This window comes from Natrinema thermotolerans, from assembly GCF_031165565.1.
GTDB classification, from domain to species: Archaea; Halobacteriota; Halobacteria; order Halobacteriales; family Natrialbaceae; genus Natrinema; species Natrinema thermotolerans.
In genome coordinates this window covers 2,368,962-2,387,244 of the sequence record NZ_CP101873.1, presented here as the reverse complement: position 1 = coordinate 2,387,244, position 18,283 = coordinate 2,368,962, and the positions used below count along the sequence as shown (strand labels likewise).

Here is an 18,283-nt window from a genome sequence, read left to right as displayed (position 1 = left end):
CCGGTCCCATAAAAAACGTACTGGTGAACTACCCTACTCGCTCATGGCTGCCGCTGTTCGCTCCTTGAGGGGAAGGCTTCCTGCTTCCACGACGCGCTTTGCAGATACAGGCGTATCCACAGGGAGCGCAGTCTCCACAGGCGTTGATTCGGAGTGTCCCACTCCTACTTTTTCGAGGCCGCGAGAAAGAATGTTCCACGCCGCGTTCGCGTCCCTGTCCGCCTCGAAACCGCAGGCAGGACAGGAATGTTTACGAACCCACAACGGCTTTCCCGTCGAGACGCCGCACGACGCGCACTCCTTGGTCGTCCCTCTCGGGTTAACCGCTACGAAGTGCGTTCCTTCGTGTTCGCACTTATATTCGAGCAACGAGAAGAACATTCGCCACGCGGCGGAGGCTGTGTTGCGGCTGTTCGACGGCGATTCCATCATCCCTTTCACGTTCAGGTCTTCAACGGCTATGAGGTCGTACTCCCGTGCGTAGTAGTTCGAGAGTTTGTGCAAGAAGTCACGGCGCTTTCGTCGCAGATCGGCGTGACACTCCGCGACCCGCCGCCGTTGTTTCTCCCAGTTGTTCGACCCGTGTTGCTTTTGCGAGAGTTTCCGTTGCTCACGTTCCAAGCGGTCACGCTCATCGGAGAGGTTGAGGGACCCGACCGCCATGCCGTCGGTGTCGTGGGCATACTTGAGAATTCCCACGTCGATCCCGACGCACTCTTCGGGATTCTCGGGCGGTTCGGGTGGCTCACAGTCCATTTCGACACCGAACGTGGCAAACCACTCGCCCGTCGGTTCCTTCTTGATTGTGACCTGCTTGAGTGTCGCGTCGTCGGGGATGGATCGGTGGAGTTTGATAGGAATGTCCGCGAGTTTCGAGAGTGACAGCACAGCCTGACCACCCTTCTTGTCGAGTTTGAAGCCAGACTGACTGTACGTGAAACTGCGAAACTCCCGTGGAGGCTTCCACTTGAGTTGACCGACGCCGTAGCCGTTCTCCTTGAGTTTGGAGAGTCCTTTGAGGTTGTCGAACAGGCGTTCCACGACGGTTTGGAGAACCTTCGAGTACACGTCTGAGAGGCCGTCCCACCATTTCTTGAGATCGGGAACCTCCGACCGCAGGGTGGTCATGGACGGCAGTTCGCCGTGGTTCTCTTGGTACTCGTTGAGGCGGTATAGCGTGTGGTTATACAGTTGCCTACAAATGTCTCGGTGGCGGTCCAACTCCTTACGGTGGGCATCGGACGGCTTGAGATGGTACTTGTAGGCGTAGTACATGGCGTTACTCGCGTTGGTTCTCGACGTACTGTTTCAGCATATCCAGCGACACTTGCTCCGTCGAGATGAGGCAGTACGAGTCGTCCCAGAACGAGTCTCGCCACAGTTCGGTTTTCAGTTCGTCCGCGTACTCGTTGCGGATACGGCAGGCGATCGCACCTTTGACCGTGTTGATGAACTTCACGAGGTCTGTGATTGGTTTCGCTCGGAACAGGATGTGTGCGTGGTCGTCTTCGCCGTCGAGGTTCGTCAGTTCGACGCTGTAGTTGTCCGTGAACCCGCTGATGACCTCGTGGATAAATTGGGTTCGCTCCTCGGTTAGCACTCCGCGCCGATACTTCGTGGTGAGTATCGGGTGGTAGCGTAGGGAATACGTCAAGTGCGCTCCCAAGTCGAGGTCATAGCTCATTGGTCCCAGTTAATACTATATAACATCCTACTGAAAAATATTTCGGCTGCGTGGGCCTGTGGGCCTGCTACCGAATCGTGTATGAAAACCGTGCGGCGTTGACGAGACGCTTCGCGTCTCGTTCGCGCACGAGAGCTTCGCTCTCGTGAACGCTGTATCCCCTCCCTGCTCGCGCCTTCTTTCGGTTGGCGCACGCTGAGGAAGGGGATTTAGCGCCTACTTTGAGCTAAGCGAGTTTTTCGGTCGTGACAGCGGTCTGAATTCCGGCCGACTGGCAGGCGGATCGGACCGTGGGCTCGAGGAGGCGGGTTCGGCGGCGGCGTTCGTCGCTGTCGGAACGACAAACGTCAAATCCCGGGTCGTCGAATAGACACACGGATGAGAGCAAAGCGGGAGTACCGGAACCGGGAGAGGACGGAGGTGGCGGTACTCGACGCCTTGGTCGACCGCGCCGAGGACGGAATGACGGTCTTCGAACTCCGGGCGGCCGTCGAGGTCGACATCGACGAACTCGAGGACGCCCTGGCGACGCTCAAAGAGGACGACCTGATCGCTGTCGACTCGGGCTCGGAGACGGTGATCAAACCCGCCGACCGCGTCGTCCCCGACGAGCCGACCGACGAGGACGACGACGAGTCGTTCGGCGAGTGGCTTCGCGACCGGCTGCCTTTTTGAATCGAAACGCCTGATACGGTCAGGCCCCAGGGAGTATCCATGAGCGTCATCGAGTCCATCCACGAGGATCACGGGGCCACGTTCGGGGAGCGCGCCGACCGGACGATCGTCGACCACTTCGGGCGGCCCGAGCGGACCCACCGGGCGGTCCGCAACGGCGTCGGACTGTTCGAACCGGCCTACGGCGTGATCGTCGTGGACGGCGACGATCGCGTCGAGTACGTCGACAACGTGGTCTCGAACCGGGTCCCCGCCGAGGACGGCGAGGGCTGTTACGCGCTCGTCCTCGACCCGCAGGGCGGGATCGAGGTCGAACTCTACGTCTACAACGCGGGCGAGCGGCTGCTGCTTTTCACCCAGCCCGAGGCCGCCGAACCGCTGGCCGAGGAGTGGTCGGAGAAAGTGTTCATTCAGGACGTCGGCATCCGGGTTGCGACCGACGAGTACGGAATCTTTGGCATCCACGGCCCGCAAGCCACCGAGAAGATCGCCAGCGTTCTCAACGGGGCCGCCTCGCCCGACCGCCCGCTTTCGTTCGTCCGCGGGACGATGGGCGACGAGGGCGTCACGGTCGTCCGAACCGACGCGCTGACCGGCGAGGAGAGTTTCGACGTGATCTGTGCGGCCGACGACGCCGAAGCGGTCTACGACACGCTGCTCAACCACGGCCTCAACGCCGCCCCCTTCGGCTACCGGACCTTCGAGAGCCTCGCGCTCGAGGCCGGGACCCCCCTGTTCCACACCGAACTCGAGGGGGAGCTGCCGAACGTCCTCGGCCTCCGCAACGCCCTGGACTTCGAGAAGGGCTGTTACGTCGGTCAAGAGGTCGTCTCCCGCGTCGAGAACCGCGGTCAGCCGAGTCGACGGCTCGTGGGGCTGACGCTCGAGGGCGAGACCGTCCCCGAGGGCGGCGCGGCCGTCTTCGACGGCGATGCCTCGGTCGGCGAGGTGACCCGCGCGGGCGAAAGCCCGATGCTCGAGGATGTCATCGCGCTCGCCGTCATCGACTACGGCCTCGAGAGCGACGAGCTGACGGTCCGCGTCGGCGGCGAGGAAGTCGCCGCGACGCGGACCGAGCTGCCGTTCGTCGAGGGCTCGAATCGGTCGGCTCGGCTCCCCGAGTACCAGTAGGCGGGACGACGGATCCCGCGTTCGGAGCCACTGTTATATACCGCGGACTCGAGGAACGACGCATGTCCGGAGACGCCCTCGAGCGGGATCTGCTGGACCGGGAGCCGGACGATCGGATCCGCGTCCTCGACCCGGACGGCGCCGTTGTCGCACCCGAACTCGAGCCGGCCCTCGAGGCCGAGACGCTGCGGTCGATGTACCGGGACATGCGGTTTTCCCGCCGGTTCGACGAACGGATGATCAGCCTCCAGCGGCAGGGACGGCTGGGGACCTACTCCTCGCTGGCCGGCCAGGAGGGGTCCCAGATCGGGGCGACCTACGCGCTGGCTGACGACGACATGCTCTCCTTTCAGTACCGGGAACACGGGGCGCTGGTCGTGCGGGGTCTGCCATGGGAGTACCTGCTGTACTGGATGGGCCACGAGGACGGCAACGCCGCGCTGGCCGAGATCGACGTCTTCCCATTGAACATCTCGATCGCCGCCCACCTGCCCCACATCGTGGGCTGGTCGTGGGCCGCGAAGCTGAACGGTGACGACCGGGTTGGCGTCGCTCACTTCGGGGACGGTTCGACCTCCGAGGGGGACTTCCACGAGGCGCTGAACTTCGCCGGCGTGTTCGACACGCCGACGGTCTTTTTCTGTAACAACAACCAGTGGGCCATCTCGGTCCCGCGGGAGCGCCAGACCGCGAGCGCGACCATCGCACAGAAGGCGACGGCCTACGGGTTCGCGGGCGTCCAGGTCGACGGCATGGACCCGCTCGCGACCTACGTCGTCACGAAGGCCGCCCGGGAAAAAGCCCTCGAGTCCGGCGACGAGCGGCGACGCCCGACGCTGATCGAAGCGGTCCAGTACCGCTACGGCGCGCACACGACGGCCGACGATCCCGATGTCTACCGCGACGAGTCGGAGGTCGAAGAGTGGCGTGAGAAGGATCCGATCGACCGGTTCGAAGCCTACCTGCGGGATGCGGGCGTCCTCGACGACGACCAGATCGAGGCGATCGAGAGCGAGATCGAGGAGACGCTGGCCACGCTGGTCGACCGCGCCGAAGACGTGGCGGGCGATCCCGGCGAGATGTTCGAGTACACCTACGCGGAGCCGACGCCGCGACTCGAGGCCCAGCGCGAGTACCTCGCCGACCTGCGGGACCGCCACGGCGACGATGCGTTACTCGAAGACGAGTGAACATCTGGGGCAGCGTATAAAGGCCGCAGTGGGACAGGCAAACGGCTACCCGGACGTCGTCGCAACCCCCAGTCGATATGGGACTCGAGCAGCCGTCCCGGGAGGCAAGCTGGGAGGGTACGGTGCCGAACGCGGTCGACGGGCGGGTCGTCGGACTGGTCGTCGTGACGGCTGGCCTCGCGGCGTCGATCAACGTTCCCTACGGCGGCCTCGCGATGGCGGCCGCGGCGTTCGCGATCGTGACCGGCCTCGGCCTCGCCTGTCACCTGCTCGGCGAACGAAAGCTCCGCCGGATCACTGACGACCTGGTCGAGCGGTGGGTCGCTGCCGGCGGCGAGATCGAGGGCGTCACCCGCGCCGCGACGGGAACGAGGACCGAGTGGCGCGTTCACACACCCGAGGGCGACATCGTCATCGGCGGGGTCGCGCTGGTGCCGATCGCCCGCCTCTCCGTGGAGTGGCGGGGCATCGCCGACACGATGGCCGCCAGCGAGGCCGAGGAACGGATCGACAGCCTCGCCGAGAGTCTCTACAGGGAGATCTTCGAACTCGGGTCCGCGAGCCAGCGGTCGTAGCGCGATCCCGTACGACCGCTCGAGGGGGCGCCGGCCGGGTTTTCAGTCGAACAGTTCCTCGTGGCGCTGGGCCAGGTTCGTGTACTCGCCCGACGAGTAGTCGTCGAGGATCGCCGCCGCATCGATCCCGGTGTCCTCAAGCGGCGTGATCTCCGCGGGGACACCGCGGACGAACGAGTCAGGCGGGATCGTATACTCGTCGGGGACGACGGTGCCGGCGGCGACGATGCTGCCGGTGCCGATCGTCACGCCGGTGTTTATCGTCGCGTTGAACCCGATCAGCGATCGCTTCTCGACGGACGTCTCGTTGAGGACGGCCCCGTGGCCGACCATGACTTCGCTCGCGAGTCGCGAGGCGTGGATCGTCGCGTTGTCCCCGACGTGCGTTTCCCGGCCGATCCGGACGGGACCGACGTCGCCACGTAGCACGACGCCGGGCCAGACGCTCGCGTCCGCCGCAACCTCGACGTCGCCGACGAGGGTCGCCTCGCTGCTAACGCGGGCCGTGTCGTCGATCATCGGCCGGTCGTCCTCGAACGCGTAGGTCCTGCTGTCGACCATGTGTAATAGTATCACTATCGCACCCATAATACCGAATCACGATCACCGTGACAGTCGTCGATGCGTTGTCGACGGGACTCGAGCGGCGGAGCGAGCGTCCGGGACCCGCTCGAGCGACGGGCAAGCGAGCCGAAACGGAGGCGGATCCGTGGCCTCGCCTGCCGCGATGACTCGATCAGGACTCGATTTTCTCGACGATCTCTCGAGCCTGGTCTTTCGCTTTGTCCTCGCCGACGTGTTTGTCGATCAAGACGCTGGTGACCTCCCAGTCGTCTTCGCCTTCGATCTTTCCAGTTCTGACCTCGCTGCCCTCGGAGACCGATTCCGCCGGCTGTGTCGCCCAATCGGGTGTCCTGATTTCGTCGTACCGGTCGGGATCACGGAACCGAACGTGAATGTACTCGTCCGCCGTTTCGACCTCGGTGATCGCCGGCGCGTCAGCCATACTCGGCGCTCCGTCGCCACCGTGCCTACGTATTGCCCCTGAATGTGCGCCGTAAAGACCGCGCGGTCGGCGCGTCCCTCGGTCGGCCGGCAGCGACGTGGTCCGTCGCGAGAACGCGGATCGCTGGTCTCGCACCGGCATAGTCGAGATTACACGCGCGACGCCGAGATGCTCACACTCGAGTCACGACCGCGAGCGAGGCTGCTGACCGACGCGGAGAAGAAAAGGCCGGACCGATCGGCGGCGTTCAGAACGTCTCGAGGTAGCGGTCGAGTTCCCAGTCGGAGACGTCGACGAGGTAGTCCTCGAACTCCTGTCGCTTCGCTTCGACGAACTTGGGCGCGACGTGGTCGCCCAGCGCGTTGTAGATGGCCTCGTCCTCCTCGAGGGCGTCGACGGCCTCGCCGAGGTTCGAGGGCAGCGTATCGATGCCGTACTCCTCGCGTTTTGCCTCGTCGAACTCGTAGATGTTCTCGCGGACCGGGTCGGGACAGTCGAGGTCGTTCTCGATGCCGTCGAGGCCGGCGTGGATCATGACGGCGAGCGCGAGATAGGGGTTACAGGACGGGTCGGGCGAGCGCAGTTCGACGCGCGAGGCCGCCGGCGTTCGGGCCGCCGGTTTGCGGATCAGGGCAGAGCGGTTGCGGTCCGACCAGGCGACGTAGACGGGCGCCTCGTAGCCGGGCACCAGGCGCTTGTAGCTGTTGACGGTCGGGTTCGCGATCGCCGTAATCGCCGGCGCGTGTTCGAGGATCCCGGCGGTGAAGGCGTGGGCCTCGTCGCTCAGGTTGAACTCGTCGTCCTCGTCGTGGAAGGCGTTCTCGCCGTCCTCGGTGAACAACGAGAGGTGGGTGTGCATCCCCGAGCCGTTGATGCGCGGGATCGGCTTGGGCATGAACGTCGCGTGCAGGTCGTGCTGGGCGGCGATCGCACGAACGACGGTCCGGAAGGTGCCGACGTTGTCGGCCGTCGCGAGCGCGTCGTCGTAGGTGAAGTTGATCTCGTGTTGGCCCTCGGCGACCTCGTGGTGGCTGGCCTCGACCTCGAAGCCCATCTCCTCGAGCCCGTAGATAATGTCGCGGCGGACGTCGCTGGCGAGGTCCTTCGGTGCGAGGTCGAAGTAGCCGCCGGCGTCGTTCGTCTTGGTCGTGGCGCGGCCGTCCTCGTCCTCCTCGAACAGGAAGAACTCCGGTTCGGGCGCGGCGTTGACCATGTAGCCCATCTCCTCGGCGCGGTCGAGTGCGTTCTTGAGAACGCGGCGCGGATCGCCCTCGAAGGGTTCGCCCGTGGTCGTGTCGTAGACGTCACAGATCATTCGGGCGGCGGCGCTGTCGTCCTTCTGGCGCCATGGGAGGATCGCGAACGTCTCGGGGTCGGGCTTGAGTCGCATGTCCGACTCCTGAATGCGAACGAAGCCTTCGATAGAAGAACCGTCGAAGTAGATCCCCTCGGTGAAGGCCTTCTCGGCCTGGCGGGCCGGCACGGAGACGTTCTTGACCGTGCCCAGAATGTCGGTAAACTGTAGTCGGAGGAAGTCGACGTCTTGCTCCTCGATCTCGTCCAATACCGCTTGTTCGGTGTCAGAGAGGTTTCCGCTTGTCATCTTTCTCGTCGTATCCTCGTAACCAGTATACTAAAGCACTACCGTTCCGTGCAAATCTTCGCTCTCCCTCTCGAAACTGCATATTCGTAAATTTCTAAAGGGCACAGTGAGTGGGTGTACCTGATGACGTACGAAAATCTCGATGCAAAACTAGTGAATGCACTTCTCGGCGACGGCCGGGCGAGCCTGCGAAGCCTCGCGGAGGAACTCGACGTGTCCGTGACCACCGTCTCGAACCACCTCTCCGATCTCGAGGAGCAAGGCGTGATCGAGGGCTACACCCCGCGGGTGGATTACGACGCGGTCGGCTACGACGTGACCGCCGTGATCCAACTGCAGGTCGAGGGGAACGCCCTCCCGGACGTCACCGACACGCTGCGCGATCACCGCCAGATGACCAGCGTCTACGAGGTCACCGGCGACTACGACGTGATCGCCATCGGCAAGTTCGAGGACACCGACGGGATGAACGACCAGATCAAGCAACTGCTGACCGATCCCGATATCAAGGCCTCGAACACGAGCGTCGTTCTCAACGCCGTGAGCGAGAACGAACAGTTCGAACTCGAGGTCGAGGACGAGGAGTAATCGGACGGGTCTTTTTGAACACTCCACAACCGGGGCAGTGGCGACACTAAACGACGGGCAAGATCGGCGAGTGAGCGGTTCGAAGAACCCGAACGACGCCTTTACCGCGAGCGAACGCAGTGAGCGAGCGGGCCGACGACTGATGTGGAGACCCGCGTAGCGGGTCGGAACGGAAGGAGGAGTGTTTTTATACTAAATTTTGCCGAGAGCGCGGCTTCGCCGCGCTCGCAGAGCAAAATTTAGGTTCACATCATGCCGCCCATGCCGCCGCCCATGCCGCCCATGCCGCCGGCACCGCCGGGGCCACCCTCTTCGTCGTCGCCCTTGTCGGTGGAGAGGTCGCCGGCGGAGATGATGTCGTCGATCTTGAGAACGAGGTTCGCGGCCTCTGCGGCGGAGGTCACGGCCTGTTCCTTGGCGTGGGCCGGTTCGACGACACCGGCCTCGAAGGTGTCCTCGACGTCGCCCGAGAAGACGTTCAGGCCGGCCGTGATCTGGCCGTCGTCGTGGGCCGCACGCAGGTCGACGAGCGTGTCGATCGAGTCCAGTCCCGCGTTCCCGGCGAGGACGCGCGGGACGAGTTCGAGCGAGTCGGCGAAGGCCTCGACGGCCAGCTGTTCGCGACCGGAGACGGAGTCGGCGTAGTCGCGCAGACGGCCGGCGAGTTCGACCTCGATGGCACCGCCGCCCGCGAGGACGCGGCCGTCGGAGACGGTCTGTGCGACGACGTCGAGCGCGTCGTTGACGCCGCGCTCGAGTTCGTCGACGACGTGGTCGGTCGAGCCGCGCAGCAGGAGGGTGACGCCGTGGGCGTCCTCGCCCTCGACGTAGAAGAGTTCGTCTTCCTCGTCGCGGGTGACGTCGCCGAAGCCGAGGTCATCGGCGGTCGCGCTCTCGAGGTCGGAGACGATCGCCGCGCCGACGACTTCCTGGAGGAACTCGAGGTCGGACTTCTTGGCGCGTCGCACCGCGAGGATGCCTTCCTTGGCGAGGTAGTGCTGGGCGAGGTCGTCGATGCCTTTCTGGCAGAAGACGACGTCAGCGCCGATGTCGGCGATTTTGTCGACTTTCTCCTGCAGCTGTTTCTCCTCGCGGTCGAGGAACTTCTGGAGCTGGTCGGGGTCGGTGACCGAGACCTCGGTGTCGACGTCGGTCTCCTCGACTTCGATCGCCTCGTCGAGCAGGAGGATGTCGGCGTCCTCGACCGAGTTGGGCATGTTGTCGTGGACGGGGTCCTTGTCGACGATGCCGCCCTCGAGGAGGTCGGACTCGCCGGCGCTGCGACCCGTCTGGGTCTCGATGTTGAGGAACTCGAGGTCGACGACGTTGTCGCCGTTCTCGTCCTCGACGGTGACCTGCCGGATGGCCTCGACGATGAGTTCGGCGAGATACTCCTTGTTGACCTCGGTGCCCTTGCCGGTCATCGAGGTCTCGGCGGTCTTTCGGAGGAGTTCCTCGTCGCTCGTGTCGATATCGGTCGCGATGTCGTCGATCTCCTGGCGGGCCTGCTCGGAAGCGAGGTGGAAGCCCTTGATGATCGCCGTCGGGTGGATGTCCTGCTCGAGGAGGTCCTCGGCGTTCTTGAGGAGTTCGCCGGCGATCGCGACGGCGGTCGTGGTGCCGTCGCCGGCCTCGTCTTCCTGCGTTTCGGCGACCTCGATGATCATCTCGGCCGTCGGGTTGTCGATGTCCATCTCCTTGAGGATGGTGACGCCGTCGTTGGTGATCGTCACCGATCCCATGGAGTCGACGAGCATCTTGTCCATGCCCTTCGGGCCGAGTGTGGATCGAACGGCTTCAGCGACCGCACGGGCGGCGCTGATGTTGTAATCCTGCGCGTCCTTGTCCTTGACGCGCTGGGAGTCCTCGCTCATTACGATCATCGGCTGCCCCTGCTGCATTCGCTGACTCATAGTCACTCGATCGATTGATTGTGATTCTACATAAAGCTTTCTCAATCGTCGCAGTCGACCGTACCAGTCCGGCGGCCGATTTGCCGACGAAAACCGCCACAGTGTACGGGATTGACGACCGATTTCGCCAATCGGATCGGCTCGTGAATCGTTCCCAGCCGGGGGTCGGCACGGTGCTTTTATATTAGATAGTGTGTGGCGACGGGATCCTCGTTCGGACCAGCCGATGCCACCCCTCACGACGACGTCGAAAACCCGTCTCACGACCCTCGTTTGGGACCGACGACTGAACCGCTGATCCACCGGTCCGGAAAGCCGTGGTTTTACGGCCGAAACGATACCCGACCCGGCGTCGGTTGGCGAATAAATACTGACTCAGCATCGAGTCAACACAACGGAAGGGTTATGCCGGTAGTCACGTATTACCACTCGAGCATGGACGAGTCCCCGTCCTTTCCCGAATCGTTCGACGACCCCCGGATCACCCCCCAGTTCTGCCGCCGGCTCCCCGGACCGGACGGCGACCTCGTACTCGTCGGGGTCGTCCACGACCACCCTGCAAGCGTCGCGCGCGTCGAGCGGGTCCTCGAGCGGATCGAGCCCGAGACGGTCGCCCTCGAGTTACCGGCCATCGCCGTCCCGCTGTATCGCGTCTACGCCCGTGATCGCGCCGACGACGCGGCGTCGCCGCGGTTCGGCGGTGAGATGAGCGCCGCGATTCGGGCCGCACCCGAGGCCGATCCCGTCGGGATTGACGCGCCGAACTGGTCGTTTCTCAGACTGCTCGTCCGGCGGCTGGTCGCCGACCGCGTCTCGGCCGGGACCGCCCGGCGCGTCCTCGCGAGCGTCGGCGGCGCGACCCGCGAGGCACTCGCCTGTCGGGTCGCCGCGACGCTGACTCACGCGACCTCGATGACGGTCGTCCCCGGCACGAAGGCCGAATACGACTGCGACCGCGACGACTCGCCAGAGCGACAGGCCGACCACGAGCGTGCCCACGTGGCCGGCGTGCAGGCGCTACTGGGCGGCGTCGATACCGACGGAACGGCGCTGTCCTATCGCGACGACACGCGCGAGCAGTGTATGATCGATCGCCTCGAGGATCTCCGGGCCGAGTCGGGCGACGTCGTCGCCGTCGTCGGCGTCGATCACCTCGAGCGGCTCGCGACCGACCTCTCGAGCTGACGAAGAAACGGTTGTTTTCAGCGCCGGGTCGGCGGTTCGATCAGGATTTCACCGTCGCCCCTGACCGTGACGTGGTAGCCATCGACGACGAACGAGAGCGCGCCGCCGGTCCGGGGACTGCCGTTGTGACGCGGTCGGAAGAGCCTGTCCAGCGCGGCGGGATCGACGGTATCGTACAGCGCGACGCGGCCGTCGGTGACGTCAACGCCCATGCAGTCGGCCAGCGCGTGGATCACGGTCGTGCTGAGCGTCGCCGGGCCGGCGGGATCGTGCGAGACGCGATACAGGGGCGGAGAGCGAGACCGGGCGGCGGCGGAAGCGTAATCGTTCATTGCGGTTCGTCTGCGTCCAGTCCTCACTTGAGAACCAAAAACGTAATCGTTTATTACTGCACCAATCTGGAAGAGTGACGGAGGAACAGTAGTTAGAACTCGAGAGTATCCACGAACTAGAAACGAAGTGTGCAGTCGAGTTGCGACGGGGCACCGAACGGCGACAGTGAGTGCCGATGCCGGATCGTCGAACGGGTCCCGGATCGATCCGCGTTCGAGAAGGGCACCAGTCCGTGCCGGCGTTTATCGGCGCAGTGCGGACACGCAGTTCCAGCAGTACGTAAACGCCTGATCGCCCTCGTTGGGCGCACCGCAGTGGGGACAGCGGGTCGGTTCGCCGTCGACCACCGCCCGGTCGTCGGGGACCGGCTCGGCGTCGACGTCGTCGGACGCGTGCGGATACCGGTCGGAGCCCGGCGAGGAACGGACGCTCGCGCGGTTCGGATCGGCCAGCGACGGCGTCCGCTCACCGTCGCCGTCGTCGCGCCGGGCGTAGAGATAGTACAGTAACAGGTGTAACAGGGCAAACAGCGCGATGTATCCGATGAGCCAGCCCCACAGCTCCATCACCGTGACATATGTTCTCGAGGCACTTGGCTATTCCCCGCCGTCCGAATCGAAGACAGTTCGAGAAACGGGACCTACTCGGGTGGCTGAAGGTCCCGGCCGAACTCGTCGAAGACCTCGAGGTCGTCCGGGATATCGTACTCGATCCGCCGTTGTGCCTGACGGCTCGTGCCGGCCTCGTCGACGGGCGTGGCGACGTCCTCCCAGCCGGGCTTGATCTTGACGCTCGTGGCGGGCATCCCGATCGCGATGTGGTGGGCGGGGACGTCGTTCTGGACGATGCCGCGCGCGCCGACGATGGCGTTTTCGCCGACCTTGCAGCCGGCCCGGATCATCGCGTCGTAGGTGAGCCGAACGTCGTCCTCGACGATGGTGTGGTAGTTGCGGACCTCGGTCTGGTCGACGACGTCGTGGTCGTGGCTGTAGACGTGGACGCCGTCGGAGATCGAGACGCGGTCGCCGATGGTGAGTTTCCCGCGGTCGTCCAGGTGGACGTCGTCGTGGACGACCGTGTTGTCCCCGATCGTGATGTTGTGGCCGTAGGTGAAGGTGATACCCTTGAAAAACCGGCAGTTGTCGCCACACTCCTCGAAGAGGTGGTCCGCGAGCATCCGCCGGAATCGCAGCGCGAACTCGACGTTGTCCGCGATCGGGAGGCTGTCGAACTGCCGCCAGAGCCACTGGAGGTGCTTCGAGCGGCGGAACCGCTCCTCGTCCTTCTCGGCGTAGTACTCGCTCTCGAGCGTGGTGTTGCAGGGATCGTAGCTCTGCAGGCGGACGCGTTCGGCCGCCGACACCGACTCGCCGCGCTGCCAGCGCTCGTAGGCCTGGCGGTCGCCCGAGAGGTCGATCAGGACGTCTTCGACGATCGAGCAGGTGTCCTCGTCGCTCGCAAGCCGTCGATCGACCTCGTCGATGAACTCGCGCATCCCCGATTCGGCCTCGTCGGGGAGCGACACGTACCGCTTTGTCATACCCCGAAGTATTGCCCGCCGAGTTGATAGGGGTTCGGTTGTCCGGTCCCGGTTGCCGGACCCACTGGCACGCGTGTCACCGCGATTCGTTCTCGGCCTGCCAGCTAGCGAGCAACAGGACGGGGATCGCGAGCGCGACGACGACCAAGACGACGCCGACGACGACGCCGCTGATCGTCAGCCGATCGGTCGCGAACTCGAGGGAGCGACCGGCAAGCAGTCCGATCGGAAGCAGTGCGAGGACGACCCCGAACAGGATCAGTCGGGGATTGCGGCTGCGAGCGGCGGCCATACCGTAGCTGCCGGCCGCGGGCAAATAACGATTCGCCTCGCCGACGCGGTCCCGCCCGAACCCGTTCGGACCGAACCCTCGAGCGTTCCGTTCACCATAAGTTCCCCCACTACGAAGGGGTCGATATGCAACACAGCGAACTGGGCGACTCCGGCGTCGAGGTCAGCGAGGTCGGCTTCGGTGCGTGGGTCGTCGGGACCGACTGGTGGGGCGACCGCTCCGCGGACGACGCCATCGAGATGGTCCAGTACGCCGTCGATCAGGGGATCACCTACTTCGACACGGGCGACGTCTACGGCCACGGCGACAGCGAGGAACTGCTCGGCGAGGCACTGGCCGAGGTCCGCGACGAGGTCACCGTCGCCACCAAGGTCGGCTACGACTTTTACAACAACCCACAGGCCGGCCACGGGGAACTCCCCAAGGAGATGGATCCGGAGTACCTTCGGGACGCCGTCGAGGGGAGCCTCGAGCGGCTCGACATGGACTCCGTCGATGTCCTCCAACTCCACAACGCCGACGTCGACGAGATCACCCCCGACGTCCTCGAGCTACTGGACGAACTCGAGGAGGAGGGCCTGATCGACGCGACCGGCCTCGCGCTCGGCCCCTCGATCGGCTGGCTCGCCGAGGGCGACCTCGCTATCGAGGAGGAGTTCGACTCCGTCCAACTGGTCTGGAACGTCCTCGAGCAGGAGGTCGGGAACCACTTCCTCGAGACGATCGAGCGGACGGGGTCGTCGACCAGCCTCATCCCCCGGGTGCCACACTCCTCGGGCATTCTCAACGAGCAGGTCACGCCCGACACCGAACTCGGCGAGGGCGACCATCGGGGCTTCCGCCCCGACGAGTGGTACGAGACCGGCTGGGAGAAACTCGAGCAGCTGCGCTTCCTGGAACGGGACGGCGAACGCACGATGGGCCAGGCCGCGATCGCGTGGCTGCTTTCCCACGACCCCGTCGCGACCGTGACGCCGACGTTCCGTACGAAAGGCGACATCGACGAGTGGGCGGCCGCCAGCGACGTACCCAAGCTCACCGACGAGGAGATGACCCGCGTCGACGAACGCTACGCGAACGACTTCGACATCGACCGCGACGACGGGATGGACGCGCTGCGGTCGTCGGTCGACGGGGCAGACATCGAGTCGGCCGGGCTGGACAAGCTCGCCGCCGACTGATCGGGCACAACGGCGTTTTTCGAACCCAGACCGGCACGTTCAGGCCGGCATCCGGAGCGCGTACAGGATCGCGAGCAGCCCCGAGAGCTGGCTCGCCTGACTGCAGACCGCAAGCAGCGTCTCCGAGAGGAACGGGAGTATCGCGTAGAGGATCACGAGTAGGAACGGGACCGCGAGCGCGAACAGGAACCCGACGGCGATCACCAGCATCGGCCGGCTGTCGTTTCGCCGGTAGCCCCGATAGGCCTGATACGCGATGAACAGCCCGATGACCGCGCTCAGGATATCGGTCGCCTGCACGAACGTGGCAACCCACTCGGCGGGCGAGGCCTCCCAGAGCTGCAGCGGGAGCGAGCGCACGTCAGATCCCCTCTATCAGGTCCGTGAACCGGTCGGCCATGTCCTCGCGACGCTCGATACGGAGGGTCAGTTCGCCGCCCTCGAGATCGACCGTGATCCGCTCGAGGTTCGTCGAGTAGACGGTCCGATGGTGGCCGCCGTCGGGGTCGGGCCTAGTCCGTTCGACGAGGAGACCGCACTCCCGGAGGTCCTCGAGCCGTCGATACACCGTCGGTTGGGACGCGTCGCAGTGGGTACTCAGAGTAGTCGCTGACATGGGTTCCTGGCTCGTTTGGGTGAGGATCGTGCGCACTGTCGGGTCCTCCAGCAGGGTCCCGACCGTCTCGACGTCCGGCTCCTCACTCACGGTACGGGTCTGTACCGAGAACGAACATAAAGGGATTTTCACGACTGCAGCCGCTGCAGTCGTGCGAGACGGGCTTTCCGTCCGGCCCCCGTCCGTGAGCATACGATGTCATCGACCCGAACTACCGGACGGCTCGAGCGGTTCCGTGATCGATTCCGCCGCGTCGCGACGCGGCTGGCGACGCTGTGTGCGAGTCCCGTCGGCGGCCGGCTCCGGCCGACCGCGGCCGGCGGGCTCCTCGTCGTCCTCGCGAGCGTCGCGGTGAGCCTCGCGTCCGCGCCGATCCTCGGAGACAGCGTTCGGATTCGCTGGTCGGTCGGGACGTACTACGGCCCGGAATACGCGCCGACGGTTCTCGCGCTGACCGCCGCGTCCGGCCTCGTGGCGGCCGCCTATCTCGGACTGCGTGCGCTCGGGACGGCCCTCGAGGGCACCGAGGCGTTCGATCGCCGGCGCGGGTACTACGAACTGTGTGTGCTGACGGTCCTCCTGACCCTCGTCCTCGGCCAGATCGCGTTCGTTACGGCGAACGTCCTGTAGCGGCTCGAGTCGACCGATCGGGCAGTGTCTCGAGTACGGGTACCGAACACCGCCGAACGGTCGAATCCGAACTCCTGCGATCGGCCGTCGGGCCGTGATCGTGGGGATCGGCGGACCCACGTATATACGACCCTCTATATCTGGGTCGTCTCCCTATCGGGGATGGAGCCGAAGGTCTAGTCGTCGAGGACACCACCCACCATGACACCGTACGAATTCACCTGCCCCGACTGTCGCCAGGAGATGGCGGTGACCGAGCCCGTGCGAGAGGCGACGTTGGCCAACGGCTGTCCCGTCTGTGGCCGGCCCGTCGCCGACGATCACTTCACACCGGTCGCCGGCAGCACCGAACGCGCGGATCCGGCATAGATCGCTCACCGATGCGACGACCCGCGTCTCGAGCCCCGTTCCTATCTCACCGACCCGGCCCCGTCACGGCGGTCACGGGTACTCGCCCGAAGCCGGCCGTCGAATAGCTCCCGATCGGTAGCCGCTCGTCACCGCGTCCCGACTCGAGTCTCACGGGGTGGCAAACGTACACGTAAGCCGTAGTATTAATGTAGCAGACTCACAGACGGCTGTGCATGTTTCACAGTGCGGTGAGAGCCGAATGAGTTTGCAGCGTGTTCTGGAACGAGTCGGATCGGTGACGAGCAAGTATTTCGTCGTCTGGGTACTGGTCGTCTCCCCGCTCGCGCTCTACTCCCCCGAGACGTTCACAGGCGGTACGAGGCGGATGCCCCGACCCTTGAGGTCGGGGAGGAAGCCGACACTCGATGAAACTCACCACGCTCGATAGCAGGACCAACCCCTATCCATACGTAAAATTTTATTAGGCAATAGGAGTAAATTTGAACCACGGATGGACGACGCTCCACGACGCACCGTGCCCATCAAGCTCGACGTGCCCGAAGAGCGTCGTGGCGACCTCCATCAAACCAAGAAGCAATTCCTGCACTGCGCCAATCGCACCAGCGAGTGGGCGTGGCGCTACGACGACTACTGTGTCACCAGCAAGAGCAAAGCCGAAAACGCCCTGTACGACGAGTTGCGCGAGGAGACCGACCTCACCGCGAACCTCGTCCAAAAAGGCATCCGCCGCGCCATCGAAGCCGTCGATGCAGGCGTTGAGAAACTCAAGGACAGCGAGAAGACGAGTCAACCCGAGTTCGACTCGTGGAGTGTCGTCTACGACAAGCGGAGTGCGACGTTCAACGACGACCACGCCACGCTGTCCACGCCGAACGGCAGAGTCACCGCTGAATACGCCCTCCCACCAAAAGAGGAGCGAGAGGGGACGCCATTTGGACGGTACTACGAGAGTGACGACTGGGATGCCTCAAGCGCCACGCTCCAGTACGACGAGCAGGACGACACGTTTTACCTGCACATCACGCTGAAGAACCCCGACTACGTGGTTGACGGAACAGAACGCCAAGAAGCCAGTCACGATGATGACGCCCCCGAGAACGGAGTGGTTCTCGGCGTGGACTTGAACGTGACTGGCGCGTTCGCCGTCACCTCAACTGGAGAGTTCATCGGCAGTGCGGACTACCTCACCCACAAGCGCGACCAGTACGAGCAACGCCGCGCCAAACTGCAACAGGCTGGCACTCGCTCCGCGCACCTCACGATTCAGTCCATTGGCAGTCGGTTCTCGGATTGGTCGTTGGACTGGTTGCACAACAGAGCGAACGACCTCATCGCGGAAGCCCACGACGCGGATGTGGACGGCATTATTTTCGAGAACCTTGACCATATCCGCGAGAACATCGCTAATGGGTCGAAGTTCCAGCAGTGGGCCTACAGCAAGTTCGTGGAACTCGTGGAGTACAAGGTTGAATCCACGGCGTTGTTCGTGGATACGGTGAATCCTGCGTACACGAGTCAGCGGTGTAGTCACTGTGGGTTTACCCACGAGGACAACCGCGACGACAAGCAGTTTGCGTGTCAGTCGTGTGGGTATGAGGTGAACGCGGATTACAACGCGGCGAAGAACATCGCCAACCGATACTGCGGGTATATCCATCGCGGGCAGAAGTCTCGCGGTGGATGGGCCACTAGTCAACTGACCCTCAAGTCAGGGGCGCTGAACGTGAACGGTGATTACACGCCTGCCGAATTACTCGGTTAGAACGGGA

Annotated in this window: 22 protein-coding genes and 1 pseudogene; 11 read left to right on the top strand and 12 right to left on the bottom strand. The window is 64.3% G+C overall.

Going from position 1 to position 18,283, the window contains the following annotated elements; genetic code table 11:
* Nucleotides 1-33: 33 nt before the first annotated feature.
* Nucleotides 34-1,275, bottom strand: a complete 1,242-nt coding sequence (locus NP511_RS12320) for an RNA-guided endonuclease InsQ/TnpB family protein (RefSeq protein ID WP_049965720.1) — start codon at nucleotides 1,273-1,275, stop codon at nucleotides 34-36.
* Nucleotides 1,276-1,279: 4 nt separating this feature from the next.
* Complete coding sequence (tnpA, locus tag NP511_RS12315) at nucleotides 1,280-1,684, bottom strand: IS200/IS605 family transposase (RefSeq protein WP_049965719.1); 405 nt, start codon at nucleotides 1,682-1,684, stop codon at nucleotides 1,280-1,282.
* 378 nt (nucleotides 1,685-2,062) lie between these two features.
* Between tnpA and NP511_RS12310 the strand changes: the two genes are divergently transcribed.
* The 4 genes from NP511_RS12310 to NP511_RS12295 all read left to right on the top strand — a co-directional run bounded on the left by NP511_RS12310 (nucleotide 2,063) and on the right by NP511_RS12295 (nucleotide 5,255).
* Nucleotides 2,063-2,359 carry a DUF6432 family protein gene (locus NP511_RS12310; protein WP_006180242.1) on the top strand — a complete coding sequence of 99 codons (297 nt, stop codon included), beginning with the start codon at nucleotides 2,063-2,065 and terminating at the stop codon, nucleotides 2,357-2,359.
* A gap of 39 nt (nucleotides 2,360-2,398) precedes the next feature.
* Nucleotides 2,399-3,490, top strand: coding sequence for a CAF17-like 4Fe-4S cluster assembly/insertion protein YgfZ (gene ygfZ / locus NP511_RS12305; protein ID WP_049965718.1), 1,092 nt, complete (start codon nucleotides 2,399-2,401; stop codon nucleotides 3,488-3,490).
* A gap of 62 nt (nucleotides 3,491-3,552) precedes the next feature.
* Nucleotides 3,553-4,680: a pyruvate dehydrogenase (acetyl-transferring) E1 component subunit alpha gene (pdhA, locus tag NP511_RS12300; RefSeq protein WP_049965717.1), complete on the top strand. Its 1,128-nt coding sequence runs from the start codon at nucleotides 3,553-3,555 to the stop codon at nucleotides 4,678-4,680.
* 77 nt (nucleotides 4,681-4,757) lie between these two features.
* The gene (locus NP511_RS12295) at nucleotides 4,758-5,255 is read left to right on the top strand and encodes a hypothetical protein (protein WP_049965716.1); all 498 of its coding nucleotides are present in this window, start codon (nucleotides 4,758-4,760) and stop codon (nucleotides 5,253-5,255) included.
* Nucleotides 5,256-5,297: 42 nt separating this feature from the next.
* On the opposite strand, the gene NP511_RS12290 is transcribed toward NP511_RS12295, so the two are convergent.
* The 3 genes from NP511_RS12290 to glnA form a co-directional block, all read right to left on the bottom strand.
* Nucleotides 5,298-5,816 (bottom strand): gamma carbonic anhydrase family protein, encoded by a 519-nt coding sequence (locus NP511_RS12290; RefSeq protein ID WP_049965715.1) that lies wholly within the window; start codon nucleotides 5,814-5,816, stop codon nucleotides 5,298-5,300.
* A gap of 175 nt (nucleotides 5,817-5,991) precedes the next feature.
* Nucleotides 5,992-6,261 carry a hypothetical protein gene (locus NP511_RS12285; RefSeq protein WP_049965714.1) on the bottom strand — a complete coding sequence of 90 codons (270 nt, stop codon included), beginning with the start codon at nucleotides 6,259-6,261 and terminating at the stop codon, nucleotides 5,992-5,994.
* Nucleotides 6,262-6,508: 247 nt separating this feature from the next.
* Nucleotides 6,509-7,864: a type I glutamate--ammonia ligase gene (glnA, locus tag NP511_RS12280; protein WP_049965713.1), complete on the bottom strand. Its 1,356-nt coding sequence runs from the start codon at nucleotides 7,862-7,864 to the stop codon at nucleotides 6,509-6,511.
* A 123-nt stretch (nucleotides 7,865-7,987) separates the two neighbouring features.
* On the opposite strand from glnA, the gene lrp reads away from it, so the two are divergent.
* Entirely contained in the window at nucleotides 7,988-8,452 is a 465-nt protein-coding gene (gene lrp / locus NP511_RS12275) for an HTH-type transcriptional regulator Lrp (protein WP_006647954.1), read from the top strand.
* A gap of 245 nt (nucleotides 8,453-8,697) precedes the next feature.
* Here lrp and thsB read toward each other — a convergent pair whose 3' ends face one another.
* Nucleotides 8,698-10,365 carry a thermosome subunit beta gene (thsB, locus tag NP511_RS12270; RefSeq protein WP_049965712.1) on the bottom strand — a complete coding sequence of 556 codons (1,668 nt, stop codon included), beginning with the start codon at nucleotides 10,363-10,365 and terminating at the stop codon, nucleotides 8,698-8,700.
* Nucleotides 10,366-10,800: 435 nt separating this feature from the next.
* Between thsB and NP511_RS12265 the strand changes: the two genes are divergently transcribed.
* Nucleotides 10,801-11,550: a hypothetical protein gene (locus NP511_RS12265; RefSeq protein WP_049965711.1), complete on the top strand. Its 750-nt coding sequence runs from the start codon at nucleotides 10,801-10,803 to the stop codon at nucleotides 11,548-11,550.
* A gap of 17 nt (nucleotides 11,551-11,567) precedes the next feature.
* On the opposite strand, the gene NP511_RS12260 is transcribed toward NP511_RS12265, so the two are convergent.
* The 4 genes from NP511_RS12260 to NP511_RS12245 form a co-directional block, all read right to left on the bottom strand.
* Complete coding sequence (locus NP511_RS12260) at nucleotides 11,568-11,882, bottom strand: HalOD1 output domain-containing protein (RefSeq protein WP_006647957.1); 315 nt, start codon at nucleotides 11,880-11,882, stop codon at nucleotides 11,568-11,570.
* A gap of 243 nt (nucleotides 11,883-12,125) precedes the next feature.
* On the bottom strand, nucleotides 12,126-12,449 hold the full coding sequence (locus NP511_RS12255) for a DUF7577 domain-containing protein (RefSeq protein ID WP_006180258.1): 324 nt from the start codon (nucleotides 12,447-12,449) through the stop codon (nucleotides 12,126-12,128).
* A 74-nt stretch (nucleotides 12,450-12,523) separates the two neighbouring features.
* Nucleotides 12,524-13,423: an acyltransferase gene (locus NP511_RS12250; RefSeq protein ID WP_049965710.1), complete on the bottom strand. Its 900-nt coding sequence runs from the start codon at nucleotides 13,421-13,423 to the stop codon at nucleotides 12,524-12,526.
* A gap of 76 nt (nucleotides 13,424-13,499) precedes the next feature.
* On the bottom strand, nucleotides 13,500-13,715 hold the full coding sequence (locus NP511_RS12245; RefSeq protein ID WP_006647959.1) for a hypothetical protein: 216 nt from the start codon (nucleotides 13,713-13,715) through the stop codon (nucleotides 13,500-13,502).
* A 125-nt stretch (nucleotides 13,716-13,840) separates the two neighbouring features.
* Between NP511_RS12245 and NP511_RS12240 the strand changes: the two genes are divergently transcribed.
* Nucleotides 13,841-14,896 carry an aldo/keto reductase gene (locus NP511_RS12240; protein ID WP_049965709.1) on the top strand — a complete coding sequence of 352 codons (1,056 nt, stop codon included), beginning with the start codon at nucleotides 13,841-13,843 and terminating at the stop codon, nucleotides 14,894-14,896.
* A 39-nt stretch (nucleotides 14,897-14,935) separates the two neighbouring features.
* On the opposite strand, the gene NP511_RS12235 is transcribed toward NP511_RS12240, so the two are convergent.
* Nucleotides 14,936-15,256, bottom strand: coding sequence for a DUF7521 family protein (locus NP511_RS12235; RefSeq protein WP_006647961.1), 321 nt, complete (start codon nucleotides 15,254-15,256; stop codon nucleotides 14,936-14,938).
* A 1-nt stretch (nucleotide 15,257) separates the two neighbouring features.
* On the bottom strand, nucleotides 15,258-15,602 hold the full coding sequence (locus NP511_RS12230) for a helix-turn-helix domain-containing protein (protein ID WP_049965708.1): 345 nt from the start codon (nucleotides 15,600-15,602) through the stop codon (nucleotides 15,258-15,260).
* 105 nt (nucleotides 15,603-15,707) lie between these two features.
* Here NP511_RS12230 and NP511_RS12225 point away from each other — a divergent pair, with 105 nt between their 5' ends.
* From NP511_RS12225 to NP511_RS12210, 4 genes and pseudogenes are all read left to right on the top strand, one after another.
* The gene (locus NP511_RS12225) at nucleotides 15,708-16,142 is read left to right on the top strand and encodes a hypothetical protein (RefSeq protein ID WP_049965707.1); all 435 of its coding nucleotides are present in this window, start codon (nucleotides 15,708-15,710) and stop codon (nucleotides 16,140-16,142) included.
* Nucleotides 16,143-16,343: 201 nt separating this feature from the next.
* Complete coding sequence (locus NP511_RS12220) at nucleotides 16,344-16,511, top strand: DUF7560 family zinc ribbon protein (RefSeq protein WP_006180265.1); 168 nt, start codon at nucleotides 16,344-16,346, stop codon at nucleotides 16,509-16,511.
* 241 nt (nucleotides 16,512-16,752) lie between these two features.
* Nucleotides 16,753-16,863, top strand: a pseudogene (locus NP511_RS12215) (bile acid:sodium symporter family protein); the annotation flags it as partial.
* Nucleotides 16,864-17,004: 141 nt separating this feature from the next.
* Nucleotides 17,005-18,276: an RNA-guided endonuclease InsQ/TnpB family protein gene (locus NP511_RS12210; RefSeq protein WP_049965706.1), complete on the top strand. Its 1,272-nt coding sequence runs from the start codon at nucleotides 17,005-17,007 to the stop codon at nucleotides 18,274-18,276.
* Nucleotides 18,277-18,283: the final 7 nt, after the last annotated feature.

What these genes read in the sequence shown, in the direction of transcription:
- NP511_RS12320 (WP_049965720.1), bottom strand. Translation starts at nt 1,275, where the DNA reads ATGTACTACGCCTACAAGTACCATCTCAAGCCGTCCGATGCCCACCGT.
- tnpA (WP_049965719.1), bottom strand. Translation starts at nt 1,684, where the DNA reads ATGAGCTATGACCTCGACTTGGGAGCGCACTTGACGTATTCCCTACGC.
- NP511_RS12310 (WP_006180242.1), top strand. Translation starts at nt 2,063, where the DNA reads ATGAGAGCAAAGCGGGAGTACCGGAACCGGGAGAGGACGGAGGTGGCG.
- ygfZ (WP_049965718.1), top strand. Translation starts at nt 2,399, where the DNA reads ATGAGCGTCATCGAGTCCATCCACGAGGATCACGGGGCCACGTTCGGG.
- pdhA (WP_049965717.1), top strand. Translation starts at nt 3,553, where the DNA reads ATGTCCGGAGACGCCCTCGAGCGGGATCTGCTGGACCGGGAGCCGGAC.
- NP511_RS12295 (WP_049965716.1), top strand. Translation starts at nt 4,758, where the DNA reads ATGGGACTCGAGCAGCCGTCCCGGGAGGCAAGCTGGGAGGGTACGGTG.
- NP511_RS12290 (WP_049965715.1), bottom strand. Translation starts at nt 5,816, where the DNA reads ATGGTCGACAGCAGGACCTACGCGTTCGAGGACGACCGGCCGATGATC.
- NP511_RS12285 (WP_049965714.1), bottom strand. Translation starts at nt 6,261, where the DNA reads ATGGCTGACGCGCCGGCGATCACCGAGGTCGAAACGGCGGACGAGTAC.
- glnA (WP_049965713.1), bottom strand. Translation starts at nt 7,864, where the DNA reads ATGACAAGCGGAAACCTCTCTGACACCGAACAAGCGGTATTGGACGAG.
- lrp (WP_006647954.1), top strand. Translation starts at nt 7,988, where the DNA reads ATGACGTACGAAAATCTCGATGCAAAACTAGTGAATGCACTTCTCGGC.
- thsB (WP_049965712.1), bottom strand. Translation starts at nt 10,365, where the DNA reads ATGAGTCAGCGAATGCAGCAGGGGCAGCCGATGATCGTAATGAGCGAG.
- NP511_RS12265 (WP_049965711.1), top strand. Translation starts at nt 10,801, where the DNA reads ATGGACGAGTCCCCGTCCTTTCCCGAATCGTTCGACGACCCCCGGATC.
- NP511_RS12260 (WP_006647957.1), bottom strand. Translation starts at nt 11,882, where the DNA reads ATGAACGATTACGCTTCCGCCGCCGCCCGGTCTCGCTCTCCGCCCCTG.
- NP511_RS12255 (WP_006180258.1), bottom strand. Translation starts at nt 12,449, where the DNA reads ATGGAGCTGTGGGGCTGGCTCATCGGATACATCGCGCTGTTTGCCCTG.
- NP511_RS12250 (WP_049965710.1), bottom strand. Translation starts at nt 13,423, where the DNA reads ATGACAAAGCGGTACGTGTCGCTCCCCGACGAGGCCGAATCGGGGATG.
- NP511_RS12245 (WP_006647959.1), bottom strand. Translation starts at nt 13,715, where the DNA reads ATGGCCGCCGCTCGCAGCCGCAATCCCCGACTGATCCTGTTCGGGGTC.
- NP511_RS12240 (WP_049965709.1), top strand. Translation starts at nt 13,841, where the DNA reads ATGCAACACAGCGAACTGGGCGACTCCGGCGTCGAGGTCAGCGAGGTC.
- NP511_RS12225 (WP_049965707.1), top strand. Translation starts at nt 15,708, where the DNA reads ATGTCATCGACCCGAACTACCGGACGGCTCGAGCGGTTCCGTGATCGA.
- NP511_RS12220 (WP_006180265.1), top strand. Translation starts at nt 16,344, where the DNA reads ATGACACCGTACGAATTCACCTGCCCCGACTGTCGCCAGGAGATGGCG.
- NP511_RS12210 (WP_049965706.1), top strand. Translation starts at nt 17,005, where the DNA reads ATGGACGACGCTCCACGACGCACCGTGCCCATCAAGCTCGACGTGCCC.